This is a genomic window from Micromonospora sp. LOL_014, assembly GCF_048060245.1.
Taxonomy (GTDB): domain Bacteria; phylum Actinomycetota; class Actinomycetes; order Mycobacteriales; family Micromonosporaceae; genus Micromonospora_E.
Genome location: NZ_JBHMIP010000012.1, coordinates 55,685 through 68,928 on the forward strand (window position 1 = coordinate 55,685; position 13,244 = coordinate 68,928).

10 protein-coding genes are annotated in these 13,244 nt (G+C 71.3%); 7 read left to right on the forward strand and 3 right to left on the reverse strand.

Annotated elements, in window-relative coordinates; translation table 11 throughout:
• Positions 1 to 17 precede the first annotated feature (17 nt).
• Positions 18 to 2,051, reverse strand: a complete 2,034-nt coding sequence (locus ACFHW1_RS12890) for a cellulose binding domain-containing protein (RefSeq protein ID WP_416552551.1) — start codon at positions 2,049 to 2,051, stop codon at positions 18 to 20.
• 394 nt (positions 2,052 to 2,445) lie between these two features.
• Between ACFHW1_RS12890 and ACFHW1_RS12895 the strand changes: the two genes are divergently transcribed.
• The 3 genes from ACFHW1_RS12895 (at position 2,446) to ACFHW1_RS12905 (ending at position 4,323) form a co-directional block, all read left to right on the forward strand.
• A complete protein-coding gene (locus tag ACFHW1_RS12895; protein ID WP_255500449.1) occupies positions 2,446 to 2,571 on the forward strand; it encodes a hypothetical protein in 126 nt (41 codons plus the stop codon).
• A gap of 169 nt (positions 2,572 to 2,740) precedes the next feature.
• Positions 2,741 to 3,811, forward strand: coding sequence for a TauD/TfdA family dioxygenase (locus ACFHW1_RS12900; protein ID WP_416552553.1), 1,071 nt, complete (start codon positions 2,741 to 2,743; stop codon positions 3,809 to 3,811).
• Between the two features lie 98 nt (positions 3,812 to 3,909).
• Positions 3,910 to 4,323: a hypothetical protein gene (locus tag ACFHW1_RS12905; protein WP_416552555.1), complete on the forward strand. Its 414-nt coding sequence runs from the start codon at positions 3,910 to 3,912 to the stop codon at positions 4,321 to 4,323.
• A 60-nt stretch (positions 4,324 to 4,383) separates the two neighbouring features.
• On the opposite strand, the gene ACFHW1_RS12910 is transcribed toward ACFHW1_RS12905, so the two are convergent.
• The gene (locus ACFHW1_RS12910) at positions 4,384 to 6,630 is read right to left on the reverse strand and encodes a cytochrome P450 (protein WP_416615480.1); all 2,247 of its coding nucleotides are present in this window, start codon (positions 6,628 to 6,630) and stop codon (positions 4,384 to 4,386) included.
• Between the two features lie 125 nt (positions 6,631 to 6,755).
• Positions 6,756 to 7,838, reverse strand: coding sequence for an NAD(P)-dependent alcohol dehydrogenase (locus ACFHW1_RS12915; RefSeq protein WP_416552559.1), 1,083 nt, complete (start codon positions 7,836 to 7,838; stop codon positions 6,756 to 6,758).
• Between the two features lie 75 nt (positions 7,839 to 7,913).
• Here ACFHW1_RS12915 and ACFHW1_RS12920 point away from each other — a divergent pair, with 75 nt between their 5' ends.
• From ACFHW1_RS12920 to ACFHW1_RS12935, 4 genes are all read left to right on the forward strand, one after another.
• Positions 7,914 to 9,383 carry an aldehyde dehydrogenase family protein gene (locus ACFHW1_RS12920; RefSeq protein ID WP_416552561.1) on the forward strand — a complete coding sequence of 490 codons (1,470 nt, stop codon included), beginning with the start codon at positions 7,914 to 7,916 and terminating at the stop codon, positions 9,381 to 9,383.
• Positions 9,380 to 10,558, forward strand: a complete 1,179-nt coding sequence (locus ACFHW1_RS12925; protein ID WP_416552563.1) for a PucR family transcriptional regulator — start codon at positions 9,380 to 9,382, stop codon at positions 10,556 to 10,558. The genes ACFHW1_RS12920 and ACFHW1_RS12925 overlap by 4 nt, the downstream gene beginning before the upstream one ends.
• A 190-nt stretch (positions 10,559 to 10,748) precedes the next feature.
• Positions 10,749 to 11,768 carry a zinc-binding dehydrogenase gene (locus ACFHW1_RS12930; RefSeq protein WP_416615482.1) on the forward strand — a complete coding sequence of 340 codons (1,020 nt, stop codon included), beginning with the start codon at positions 10,749 to 10,751 and terminating at the stop codon, positions 11,766 to 11,768.
• Positions 11,765 to 13,243, forward strand: coding sequence for an amidohydrolase family protein (locus ACFHW1_RS12935; RefSeq protein ID WP_416552567.1), 1,479 nt, complete (start codon positions 11,765 to 11,767; stop codon positions 13,241 to 13,243). The genes ACFHW1_RS12930 and ACFHW1_RS12935 overlap by 4 nt, the downstream gene beginning before the upstream one ends.
• The last annotated feature ends 1 nt before the right edge of the window (position 13,244 follow it).

The following is a 13,244-nucleotide window of genomic DNA, read 5'->3' on the forward strand; positions in this document are numbered from 1 at the left end:
CGGTGCCGGCCGGTTGATCAGGCGAATGCGCAGGCGGTGCCGTTGAGTGTGAACGAGGACGGTCGCCCGGTGTTTCCGGTATGGGTGGCCTGGAAGCCGAAGTCGACTGAGGAGTTCGGTGCGATCGTGCCGTTGTAGGAGACGTTGCTGGCTTTGACCGGTCCGCTCAGCGGGGAGTAGGTGGCGTTCCAGCCATTCGTGATGGTCTGCCCGCTGGGCAGCGTGAACGCCAGCGTCCATCCGTTGACCGTCGTAGTGCTGGTGTTGGTCACGCTGATGGCCGTGGTGAGCCCGGAGTTCCAGGCGTTGACCGTGTACGTGACCCGGCATCCTGTCGTGGGTGGTGCGGTGGTGGGTGGTGCGGTGGTGGGTGGTGCGGTGGTGGGTGGTGCGGTGGTGGGCGGCGGGCCGCCGTTGCCTCGTACCAGGACGCCCACCCCAACCGGGCCGAAGCTCAGCCCGGTGGCCGGGTCGGTCGCGGTGTAGGTGAAGTTTGCCAGCCCGCTGTAGTTCGTCGCCGGGGTGAAGCGGGCGGTGCGGCCGTCACCCAGCAGGGTGACCGTGCCGTTGCGACCGGAGGCCGCGGTGAAGTTCAGGTTCGATCCGCCGTTGAGGGCGCGCAGGTCCACGTCCACGGAACCGTTCCGGTCGACCACAGCGTGGCCCTCAGCCAACCAGTTCAGGTAGTTCTCGAGCATCGTGTAGCCGGCCGCGTCGGTGTTGTTCCGGTCCGCGGCGTTGCTCGGGTTGAGCCCGAGGGCCTGCTCCCAGTAGTCCGGCATGCCGTCACTGTCGGTGTCGGTGGGCGCCGGCTCCGAGACGAGAGTGGGCCAACCGCCGACGTCAGAGACGTTGTTGATGATTCTCCCGTTTTGCTGGCGGACGGAGTCGATGATTCGTCTGTCGACCGAGTCGCGACGCCACGGCATTGCGCCGCCCTGAGCAAGCACTCGCGCGTATGCCGCGCCCGCGGAATCGGTCGTTACCGGCGGGACGGGCCACTCGTTGCCGTGTTTGGTGTAACTGCCGCAGAACATTCCCCACCCGGTGTCGCTACCGTCGACCCGGCCGTTCCTGTTCAGGTCGATCATGTTGCCTGACTGGTAGTTCTGGAGACTACCGCCGCTGTCCATGGCACATGTCTCAGTCGAGTTCGGCCCGGCCACGAGGTAGTTGTTGACGTAGTTCAGCTCGATCCGGCCGTCGTCGCTGCCGCTGTAGCCGGCGGCGTAGCCCCAGTTGGAAAAAACGTTGTTGCGCAGGTCCAGCCGGAAACCGGGGTCTGGGGCGTCGGTACCCGGACGCGGGTTGCGGCTGACGTTGTTCGCCCACAGGTTGTGGTGCCAGGAGTACGTGGTGTCGTGTGCGGAGGCGATGATGCTGCCGAAGCCGTGGTTGGCGCGGTTCAGCGCCTCAGAGATGATCGTGTTTTGTACCGTCAGATCTTGAACATCGCGACTTGCCGAAATCACCTCGTCCGATCCCCATGACGCGGATACGTGGTCGATGATGATGTTGCGGCCAGACGAGATCCACATGCTGTCGCGCGAGTCGTTCGCCCCGGTGCGCAGCCGGATGTGACGGATCACCACATCATGTGCGCCGTTGCCGATGCCGATGGTGTAGTTGCGGATCGCGATCCCATCGCCGGGCGCGCTCTGGCCGGCGATCGTTATGTTCGACTTGTTGATCCCGAGGTTTGAGTTCAGTGCGATCGTGCCAGAGACCTTGAACAGAATCGTCCTACCGCCGGCCGGCGCGCTGTCGATGCCGGCCCGTAGCGACCCGGCGCCGCTGTCAGCGAGTGTGGTCACGTAGTAGACGTCACCGCCACGGCCGCCTTTGGCGTTGGCTCCCGCTCCCTCTGCCCCGGGAAAAGCGGGTGGGACTGCCGCCGCTGCGGGTTCCGAGTCCGCCGCTGCCACAGCGCGTGACGCGAGGGTGGACTCAGCGCCCAGCGCCGGACCGACAGTGACCACCATCGCTGCCACTGTGAAGACTGCCCACCGCCGGCTGCGCCGGCGGACCGACAGGATTTCACCTGCTTTCATCCTTGCCTCCTCTTGGGGTGTGCAAACAGGAGATCGGGATGCATCGAGGCATCCTGAGGCGGGCTCCAGTGGAGCGCCCCGGTGGACGAGCCATGATCGTCCACCATCCCGTCATGAGTGGCTGTCCGGTCGCGGCCTCGGCTGACCGGCATCGTCGCCATGAATATTCAGATATGCATGAATATCGATGTGCGCGGCTAAGGGTAGGCTTTGTTGGGGTGGATGTCAAGGTAGAGGCGTCCGTCAAGATCTCCGCTTGGTGTGGGTTCCCTGCGCGGCCTGCGTCTGGATGGATCCTCATGCGCTGTCGTCTTGCGAGATGGCGTCTCTGTTGACGGTTGATGGGTGCTGGCCTAGGCTGGAGACCACGACCAAACAGCCGCAGGAGACCGCCATGATCCGAGTTCCGCAAGGTGCTGGATTGCTGGTGCGCGGTTACGAGGAGCCGCTGCGGGTCCACCCGCCGCGTGAGGGCATGCGCCCCGGGACCGCTGCCGGGGACCCGCAGACCCCGTTCTGATTGTCGAGTACGCCCGACCGTCGCACCCCGGCACCTGACACACGCCGTGGACACGGCGGGCACGCCACCCCTGTCCTGACCGAACCGGTCCGCGCACGCCACCACGCGTAGTACCCGGGACACCGGCCGACTCTTCCATCAGAACCGACGACCCTCGGAGCGCATCATCATGACGACCGCAATCGACCTGGCCCCGATCTCCGGCCCGTCCGCCTGGCGCGGCGACGAGCTGAGCGAGTCCACCGAATGGATCTACCACCTCAGCGACGCCGAGCGGACCGAGTTGGAGACCGTCGGGCGCAAGTTCGTCGCCGACGACCCCGACCTGCGTACGGTGACCGCCGCCGACTACCCGCTGCCGGTCTGCGCCGGCCTCAACGCCGAATGCGCCCAGCAGATGGACTCGGGCCGCGGCTTCATCCTGGTGCGCGGGCTGCGCACCGAGGAGTACGGCGACACCCTCGCCGGCGCGATCTTCTTCCTGATGGGGCTGCACCTCGGCGTACCGATGGGGCAGAACCAGATGGGTGACGTGCTCGACCACGTCATCGCCACCTCCAACAAGACCCTCGACGACCCGTCGGCGCTGCCGTCTCGGGTGCGTGACCGGCTGCCGTTTCACTCCGACAGCTCCGACGTCGTCGCGCTGATGTGCCTGCGCGCCGCCAAGGACGGCGGGTCGAGCAGCCTGGTCAGCGGCACCACCATCTACAACGAGATTCTGCGCCGTCGGCCCGACCTGGCCCCGCTGCTGTTCGAGCCGTGGCACTGGGACTGGTACAAGCAGGACCACGACGCCCCGGCCAAGACCTACCTGTCACCGATCTGCAGCTACGTCGACGGCGTCTTCAGCACCTACGCCGGCAGCTCGATGATCTTCTCGGCGCAGGACTACCCGGAGGTACCCCGGCTCACCGAGGCCCAGATCGAGCTGCTGCACCTCTACGACGAGATCGCCCAGGAGCCGGGCCTCGCGCTGGACATGGACTTCCAGCCCGGCGACGTGCAGTGGCTGCTGAACTATGCCGCTCTGCACTCGCGGACCGGCTACGTCGACTACCCGGAGCCGGAGCGTCGACGGCACCTGCTGCGGCTGTGGCTCAAGCGCGACGTCGGCCGTCCGCTAGTTGACGGATTCGGTAAGAACGTGGTCACCGACCGCAGCGCGGCGGCCGTGGTGCCAGGTGGCCGGTTCAAGATCGCCGAGGCCGCTGAGCCGAACTTTGAGTGGGGCAGCTGACCTCACCCGCCGATACGTGGACGGCCCGCCGCGCTCCAAAGTCGTAGCGCAGCGGGCCGCCCGCATTCCCACTCCCGCTGACCAGCACACTGGCGGGTATGAATTTTCGCCAGACGTACGAGTCGGCTGCGTCGACCTACGCCGAGCTGGTCCATCGGGTGCCGGCCGACCGCTGGACCGGTCCAGGACTCGGTGAATGGTCCCTTGCTGATCTCGTCGGCCACACGGTCAGCGCGGCGCTACGTCAGGTGCCCGAGGTGCTGGCCACGGCCGGGCAGGCCGTACTGCCCACCACCGGGCCGGTGCCCGCGCCGGCCACTGCGCCGACGGTCGGAGTCGCCTCGCCGGAGGCCTACTGGGCGGCCCGGTTCGGCGTCCCGGCCGAGGCGCTGGCGGCGGCGGTGGCCGCGTCGTCGGCGAGTTCGCGGCACCGGCCCTCGCCGAGACGGCCGCGCAGGCAGCCCGGCTCGCCGCCGTCGTGGGTGACGGACCGCTGGTGCTGCGAGCGCTGACCGGCCGAGGCACGTTGCCGCCGGGCTTCTCCGTCGTGTAAGTCCGGTATTTCCCAGGGGTCAGAGGTCGAGCACCAGGCGGTCGGAGCTGCACCGGCCGACGCAGATCATCATGCTGCGGCCGGCGGCCCGTTCGCCCTCGGTGAGCAGCGAGTCGCGGTGTTCCGGCGTACCCGCCAGTACCCGGGTCTCACACGCCCCGCAGTAGCCCTTCTCACAGTCGTAGGTCAACCCGGGCACGGCCTCGCGCAGTACCTCGATCATTCGCTTGTCCTTCGGCACCCGCAGGGTCACCCCGGTGCGGGCCAACTGGACGTCGAACTCGGTGTTGGCCGCCGGGTCGAACGCCACCTCCAGGTCGTCGCCAGCGGCAAAGCGCTCCACGTGCAACTGCCCGGTGCGTCCGGCGTCGGCCCACACCTGCTCCACCGCGTTGATCATCGCGCCGGGTCCGCAGCAGTAGACGGCGGTGCCGTCGCCGACGCCACCGATCAGCCCGGCGAGGTCGGGCAGCCCGGCCTCGTCCTGCGGCAGCAGCACGGCCCGGTCGCCGGCGAGGGCGGCCAGTTCGTCGGCGAAGGCCATCGAGACCCGGCTGCGGCCGCCGTAGACGACCCGGTACGGCGTGCCGCGTCGGACAGCTTCGCGGACCATGGCGAGGATCGGGGTGATCCCGATCCCGCCGGCCAGGAAGAGGTACTGGTCGGCGTCGACCAGCGGGAAGTGGTTACGCGGGCCGCGTACTGTCAGCGTCGTGCCGGCGGCGGCGACGGCGTGCAGCTCGACGGAGCCGCCGCGCCCGGCGGTCTCCCGCAGCACGCCGATCCGGTAGCCGCCGGTGTCGGCGGGATCGCCGCAGAGCGAGTACTGCCGGACCCGGCCGGACGGCAGCCGCACCTCCAGGTGGGCGCCGGGTGCCCAGGCCGGCAGCGGTGCGCCGTCGGCGGCGGCCAGCCGTACCTCCAGCACCTCGTCGGCGGCCCGGGTGACCGCCGCGACGACCAGTTCCCGGTCGCCGCCGGGGCGGGTGAGCGCCGGGGCGCCGCCGGCCGCCGCGTCGGCGGCGCGGCGGCCGGCGGTGAACACGGCCGGGATGGCGTCCCAGCCGGTCTGGTTGCCCTTGGTGGGGTAGCCGACGAGACCGTCCTCGACGACCTGGTAGTCCGGCAGCCGGGTCAGCACCTGGGTGATCATTTCGCGGAACATCAGCCGGGCCAGGTGGGCGCCGGCGCACCGGTGGCTGCCGATGCCGAAACTGAGGTGCCGGGTGGCGTCGCGGTCCAGCCGGACCTGCTCCGGCTCGGGGAAGACCGCCGGATCGTGGTTGGCGGCGACCCAGGGGATCAGGATCCGTTCGCCGGCGCTGACCGGGCAGCCGCCGACCTCGGCGTCGGCGCGTGCGGTGCGGGCCATCGACTGGGACGGCGCGAAGACCCGCAGGAACTCCTCGGTGGCGCCGTCGAGCAGGTCGGGTGAATCGATCAGCCGTTGCCGCTGCTCCGGGTGGCGGCTCAGGTGCACCAGGGTGGAGCCGGTCAACGAGGTGGTGGTGTCCACCCCGCCGGCGATCAGCAGGCCGATGACGGAGACCAGTTCGTCGACGCCGAACAGTTCGCCGTCGGGTCGGCGCTGGGCGACCAGGTAGCTGACCGCGTCGTCGGCCGGCTCGGCGCGCCGGGCGTGGATCAGTTCCCGGATCCGTTCGTCCATGTATGCCAGGCCCTGGCCGCCCCGGATGGCCCGTTCGCTGCCGGGCAGGGCGGCGAAGATGTCGTGGATCGGCTTGGCCAGCTTGGGCCATTCCGCTTCGGGGAAGCCGAGCCAGTCCAGGGTGACGGCGGCCGGCAGCGGGTTGGTCAGGTCGCGGACGAAGTCGACTGAGCCTTCGGTGACGAAGTCGTCGATGATCCGGGTGGTGTGCCGGGCGATCATCGGGGCGAGTTTCGCGACTGCGTCCTGGGTGAGCAGCGGGTTGATCAGGTCGCGGTAGTCGCCGGCGGCCGGCGGGTCCAGCTCGATCGGGTACTGCTCCAGGCCGGGCCCGCGCGGGATGACGATGGCGGTGCCGTCGCCACCGGCGGTGGCGCGGGCCGAGGAGAAGGTGTCGTCGTCGCGGGCGACGCGGACCACGTCGGCGTACCGGGTGGTGTAGACGAAGCCACCGTGCGCGTCGGTCCGGCCGACCGGGCACTTTTCCCGGTACGCCCGGTAGTAGCCGACCGGGTCGGCGTTGCACTCGGCGGAGTGGTGGTCGAACGGTGCCGCGGACTGCGGGTCGGACGGACCCGCGATACGAGATTCAGTCATGGCGGGCGAGCTCCACATGTGCTGACTGCCGCGCGGTGTTTCCCAGCCGCGCCACTGGGTGTCTGGAGCCGAGGGTAATCCCACTCACATGGCGAGACAACGTTTCGCAGTGGGACACGGTCGGGTCAGAGCGTCAGGACGGCCTTGCCGACGGTGCCGGAGCGTACCGCCGTCACCGCATCGTTGATCTGCTCGAACGGGTAGTAGCTGAGCAGCCGGTCCACCGGGAACCGGCCGGCGGTGTGCAGGTCCAGCAGCCTCGGCAGGAACACCTGGGGCAGGCTGTCGCCGCCGATGATCCCGGTGACGCTGCGCCCGTTGAGGATGCTGCGCCAGTCGAAGCTCATCCGTTCGCTGGGGCCGACCCCGACGACGCCGCACCGACCCAGCGGGCCGAGGGATTCGACCGCGGTCCGCAGCACCTCCTCGCGCCCGGTGGCGTCGATGGCGAAGTCGAAGCCGTACGGGGCGATCGCGGCGAGCAGTTCCTTGGCGTCCCCGGCGCGCGAGTCGACGCCGTGGGTGGCGCCGAGGAGCCGGGCGGTGTCCAGCTTGTCGGCGTTGACGTCGACCGCGGCGATCGTGGTGCAGCCGGCGATCCGAGCGGCCAGGATCGCCGCGACGCCGACCGAGCCGGCACCGAAGACGACGATCGACGACCCGACCGGCGGGCGGAGCACGTTGAGCACCGCGCCGGCCCCGGTGCCGAAGCCGCAGCCGAACGGCCCGACCAGCCGCAGGTCGATCTCCTTGCTGATCGGCACCACGGCGCGGGCCGGGGCGACCACATGGCTGGCGAACGACGACTGGCCGAGAAAGTGTCCGTTGACCGGTTCGCCGTCGCGCGACAGCGCGCTGCTGCCGTCCGGGCGGCGGCCGGCGAAGTTGACCGCGTCGAAGCTGCGGCAGTACGCCGGGCTGCCGGTCAGACAGAGCGGGCAACTGCCGCACGAGGTGAAGCTCATTGCCACGTGGTCGCCGGCCGAGACCCCGGTGACCCGCTCGCCGACCTGCTCGACCACGCCGGCACCCTCGTGGCCGAGCACCGCCGGGGTGGGAAAGAAGTTGGCGAACTCCAGGTCGGTGCCGCAGATACCGACGCTGTGTACGCGTACCAGCACCTCGTCCGGCCCGGGTCCGGCCAGGTCGAGCTCCTGCAGGGTGAACGGTGCACCCGCGCTGTCCAGTACCGCCGCCGTGACCCGCACGCAAATCCTCCCGGTGTACTCACAAAGCGAGACTGCATCTTGACATGCGGAACATGGAGGGTCAAGGATTCCACCATGGCTGACCTGGACATCCCCGCTGCCCGCCAGCTGATCGACGGTGCCTGGGAGGCGGCCGCCGACGGTGGCGAACTTCCGGTGCTCGACCCGGCGACCCGGCAGAGCATCCAGCCGGTCGCCCGGGCCCGCGCCGGCGACGTGGACCGCGCCGTCGCCGCCGCCCGTCGGGCAGCCCCCGGCTGGGCCGCGACCTCGCCGAGCGAACGCGGCGCCGCGCTGCGCCGGTGGGCCGACCTGATCGCCGCCCACGTCGAGGAGCTCGCCGCCCATGAGGCCCGTGACGTGGGCAAACCCCGTTCTGGCGGGCGGCTCAACATCTACATCGCGCAGGGCATCGTCGACTACTTCGCCGGCGCGGCCGACAAGCTGACCGGGGTCACCCTGCCCACCCGTACCCCTGACTACTTCGGTTACACCCGCCCGGAGCCGTACGGCGTCTGCGCGGTGGTGATCCCGTGGAACGTGCCGTCCGTGCTCACCGCCGCGAACGTCGCCCCGGCGCTGGCCGCCGGCAACACCGTGGTGCTCAAGCCGTCCGAGATCGCCCCGCTCGCCCCGTTCGCCCTGGCCGAGCTGGCCCGGCGGGCCGGGCTGCCGCCCGGGGTGCTCAACGTGGTGACCGGGCTCGGCCCGGAGGCCGGCGTGGCGCTGACCGGCCATCCGGACGTCGACCACATCAGTTTCGTCGGTTCGACCGGCACCGGCCGGGCGGTGATGCGGGCCGCCGCCGAGCACCTGGTCCCGGTGAAGCTCGAACTCGGCGGCAAATCGCCGAACGTGGTCTTCGCCGATGCGGACCTGGACACCGCCGTCCCGGCGATCGTCGCCTCGATCACCGAGAACGCCGGCCAGAACTGCTATGCCGGCTCCCGGCTGGTGGTCGAGGAGTCGGTCCGGGCGGAGGTGGTCGAGCGGGTGGCCGCCGCGATGGCCGAGATCCGGGTCGGGTCGTGGGAGCAGGACCTGGACATGGGTCCGCTGGTCAGCCAGGCCCAGTACGAACGGGTCCGGGGGTTCCTGGCCGAGGCGCCGGGCGCCGGGGCGCGGCTGGTCACCGGCGGGGAGTCGGCCACGGCCGCGTTCGGCGACGGCTGGTACGTGGCCCCGACCGTGTTCGACGGCGTCAACGAGACGATGCGGTTGGCCCGCGAGGAGATCTTCGGCCCGGTCCTGGCCGTGCAGGGGTTCCGGACCACCGAGGAAGCGGTGTCGATCATGAACGGCACCGACTTCGGCCTGCTCACCTGCGTCTGGACCTCCGACGTGTCCCGGGCGTTGCGGGTGGCCGGCCAGGCCCGCAGCGGCCAGGTGGCGGTCAACCAGTTCCACGATGTCGGGGTGATCGGGTTCCCGTTCAACATGCAGAAGGAGAGCGGGTTCAGCTGCGGCGGCGGGTATGCGGCGCTGCGCGAATACACCCAGGAGAAGGCCGTCGCGGTCCGGCTGCTCGATCGAACGTCGACGTGACCGGGGCGGCCGACCTTCCGGTGCCGGCCCGGCCCCGGCTGGCCGTCGCCGCCGAACCGACGCCGGCCCAGTTCGCCCAGTGGCTGACCGACCTCGCGTTCGGCGGTGCCGGCTGGCCGGTGCTGCTGGCCCGGCTGGCCGAGGCCACCGGCCGTGACTGCCGGTTGGTTGCCGAGACCGGCGAACTGCTGGCCGCCAGCGGCAGCGCCAGCGGCAGCGCCGTCGTCGACCCGGAGGCGCTGCGTGGCGACCGGGTGCGGTGTGCCGACGGCTGGCTCGGCCGGTCGGTGCCGGTCGGATCCGGCGGCCGCCGGCTGGGCGCCCTGCTGCTGGCCGAGCCGGTCGGGACCGGCCAGCTCGACTACGCCCGGGCCGCGGTCACCGCGTTGCTCATCGAGGCGGTACGCCGGGAGCCGCCGCAGTCGCCGGCGCCGGTGGGGGCCGACGGGCTGCTGCGGGCGCTGCGGGACGGTACGGGTGACCGGTCCCCGGCCGGCCAGGCGAACCTGGTGCGGGCCGCAGCGGCGTACCGGTGGCGGCTGGACCAGCCACACGCGGCGGTGGCGCTCGGCTACACCGGCGCTCAGCGCCGCCGGTGGGCCTCCGCGTTGACCTGGCTGGACCGGCCGGTGCTGGCCGACGGGCGGCTGGGCTGGACCCTGCTGCAGGGCGACGCCGAGCGGGAGGTGGCTCGGCTGCGCAGCCGGTTGGAACAGATTGTCGGTGCCGGTCAGGTCCGGGTGGCCGGCGGCCGGTCGGTGACCGGCCCCGCCGCGACCCCGGACTCGTTCCGGGACGCCCGGCTGTTGCTGCGGCTGCTGCTGCACCGCAGCCCGGCGGCAGAGCTGACTGAGCTGCCGTTCGAGCGGGCCGGTCTGGCGCAACTGCTGCTGGCCGTGCCGCAGGACCGGCTGCGCTGGTACGTGGACCTGCACCTGGGGCCGATCGCGCAGCGGGACGACCTGCTCCGCACCCTGGACCACTGGTTGGCAACCGGGGGAAGCAGGCAAGCTGTGAGTGAACAACTACATTTGCACCGTAACTCCGTCGGCTACCGGGTGGGTCTGATCAAGCGGCTGCTGGGGGTGGACCCGTTGCATCCGTCGACCGCTGCGGTGCTGCGTACCGCGCTGGTCGCGCGGGAGCTGCTGATCGCCATCGCTGATGGCGGGTAACCGCAGGTCGATGGCGACTTCCGCCCGGTTGCGCCGGCCTGGATCACAGGCACGTTACGTAGCTGAGCCAGTTTCGGTCGAGGCGTTGACAGGCCGCCGGAGCGCAGGCAGAGTACGTCGCTAAGCAGCACGAATCACAATGCAAGACGGCATATTGTTTGGTAGACCGGTGGAGGTCAGTGTGCGAGCGATGGTTCAGACCGACTTCGGTGGCCCCGAAGTCGTGCGGCCGCGCGCCCTGCCGGACCCCGAGCCCGGCCCGGCCGACGTCGTCGTCGCCGTCCGCGCCGCCGCGTTGAACCGTCTCGACCTGCTCCAGCTGCGCGGGCCCGGTCTGCTGCCCGGCTTCACGCTGCCGCACGTCGCCGGCATGGACGTCGCCGGACAGGTGGTCGCCATCGGCACCGAGGTCGGCACGCTGCGTACCGGCGACCGGGTCGTGCTCGACCCCACCATCGGCTGCGGGCACTGTCCCGCCTGCGTCGGCGGCAACCCCGGCTACTGCCGTACGCTGCGCGTCGTCGGCGGCAACCGCCCCGGCGGCTTCGCCGAGTACGTCGCCGTACCGGCCGCCGTCGCCCACCGGGTGCCCGACCACGTCGACCTGGCCGACGCCGCCGCACTGCCCACCGCCTGGAGCATCGCCTGGCACGCCCTGCACCGGGTCGGCGCCCTGCGCCGCGGCGAATCCGTCGTGATCCAGGCGGCCACCAGCGCGGTCAGCATCGCCGCCATCCAACTCGCCCGTGCCAGCGGTGCCTGGGTGATCGCGGTGGCCCGCAGTGAGGCCAAACGGGCAGCCGCCGTATCGTTCGGCGCCGATGCGGTGCTCGACCTGAACGACCTGACTGCCGCCGGGGTTCGGGAACACACCGGCGGGCACGGCGCCGACCTGGTGCTGGACCACGTCGGGGCGGCCACCTGGGAGAGTTCCCTGGCCAGCCTGCGTACCGGCGGCCGGCTGGTGCTGCTCGGCAACACCAGTGGCGACCAGGTCAGCCTGTCGCTGGCCCAGGTCTACCACCAGGGCCTGCGCCTGCTCGGCGCCGGCGCGTACGCACCAGCCGACTTCGCCGCGATGCTCGACGCCTACTTCACGGGCGGGCTGCGGGTGGTCCGGGGCACCGAGTACCCGCTCGCAGATCTACCTGCGGCGTACGCCCGGTTGGAGTCCGGTGACCTCGTCGGCAAGATCCTGATTCGGCCATGACCGCGCCCACGCCTGCGGCCCCGACCGCCGCCTTTGAAACCGGCACCGCCGCCCCCGCAGACCTACTTGTCGTCGACGCTGACATCGTCACCATGGCCCCCGGCCGGGAGGTGGTCACCGGCGGCGCGATCGCGGTGGTCGACGGCCGGATCGCCGACATCGGCCCGACCGGCGCGCTGCGGGTCGCGTACCCGCAGACCCCGGAGCTCGACGCGGCCGGCTGCCTGGTCGTCCCCGGCCTGGTCAACGCCCACCAGCACACCACCGCCGACCCGCTGATCCGCAGCGGCATCCCCGACGACGTCCCCGCCCAGCAGGCGATCTTCGACTGGATCGTGCCGCTGCACGCCGCCGTCACCGGCGACGACGACGAACTCTCGGCCACCCTCACTGCCGTCGAGGCGCTCAGCTACGGCGTCACCACCCTGCTCGAACCGGGCACCGTGGCGCATCCGCTGCGGGTCGCCGCCGGGCTGCGCGCCGCCGGCATCCGGGGCCGGGTCGGCCGCTGGGGCTGGGACACCGCCGACGCCCCGTACTCGATGCCGGCCGCCGACACCCTCGCCGCGCAGGCCGAGACGGTCACCGCGCTGGCCGGCGACCGGCTGGTCACCGGCTGGGTCACCCTGGTCGGCCACGACCTGGTCAGCGACGAACTGTTCACCGGTGCCGCAGAGCTGGCCGAGCGGCTCGACGTGCCGATGACCTGGCATCTGTCGCCCAGCGCCGAGGACCCGGCCGGGTACGCCGTCGCTGGCCGCCCCCGCCCGGTGCTGCACCTGCGCGACCTCGGCGTGCTCGGCCCCCGTCTGCTGCTCGGGCACGCCGTCTGGCTCGACGACGACGAACTCGACGTTCTCGCCGGCAGCGGTGCCGCCGTCGCCTCGTGCCCCGGTGCCTACCTGCGACTCGGCCAGGGCTTCACCCGGGCGGGCCGGCACACCGAGCTGCGGCGGGCCGGCGGTCGGCTGGCGTTGGGCTGCGACTCGCACAACGCTGGCGACACCCCGGACGTGTGGCGGGCCGCCCGGCTGTTCGCCGGGCTGGACCGTGACCGCGGCGCGGCCGAGCCGCTGCCCGCCGACGAGATCTTCGCCCTGGCCACCGTTGACGGCGCCGACGCCGTCGGGCTGGGGCGGTTGACCGGTTCGATCGAGGTCGGCAAGGCCGCCGACCTGGTCGTACTGGACACCCGCACCATCGCGTGGACCCCGCGCGGGGACCTGGCCACCCAGCTCGTCTGGGGCGCGGCCAGCCACACCGTGCGGGACGTACTGGTCGACGGCCGGTCGGTGGTCCGGGACCGACGGATCACCACCGTCGACGTCGACGCCCTGCGGGCCGAGGTCGCGTCGCGCGGCGCGGACCTGCTCCGCCGGGCCGGCATCGACATCCCGCATCGCTGGCCTGCCGTGCCGGCGACCGAGTACCGCGCGCACCGGACCGGACCGGCCGGCGCGACGCCTTCAAGGTGAA

Excerpts from the sequence above, each read along its gene's own strand:
- ACFHW1_RS12890 (WP_416552551.1), bottom strand. The coding sequence starts at position 2,051 with ATGAAAGCAGGTGAAATCCTGTCGGTCCGCCGGCGCAGCCGGCGGTGG.
- ACFHW1_RS12895 (WP_255500449.1), top strand. The coding sequence starts at position 2,446 with ATGATCCGAGTTCCGCAAGGTGCTGGATTGCTGGTGCGCGGTTACGAG.
- ACFHW1_RS12900 (WP_416552553.1), top strand. The coding sequence starts at position 2,741 with ATGACGACCGCAATCGACCTGGCCCCGATCTCCGGCCCGTCCGCCTGG.
- ACFHW1_RS12905 (WP_416552555.1), top strand. The coding sequence starts at position 3,910 with ATGAATTTTCGCCAGACGTACGAGTCGGCTGCGTCGACCTACGCCGAG.
- ACFHW1_RS12910 (WP_416615480.1), bottom strand. The coding sequence starts at position 6,630 with ATGACTGAATCTCGTATCGCGGGTCCGTCCGACCCGCAGTCCGCGGCA.
- ACFHW1_RS12920 (WP_416552561.1), top strand. The coding sequence starts at position 7,914 with ATGGCTGACCTGGACATCCCCGCTGCCCGCCAGCTGATCGACGGTGCC.
- ACFHW1_RS12930 (WP_416615482.1), top strand. The coding sequence starts at position 10,749 with ATGGTTCAGACCGACTTCGGTGGCCCCGAAGTCGTGCGGCCGCGCGCC.
- ACFHW1_RS12935 (WP_416552567.1), top strand. The coding sequence starts at position 11,765 with ATGACCGCGCCCACGCCTGCGGCCCCGACCGCCGCCTTTGAAACCGGC.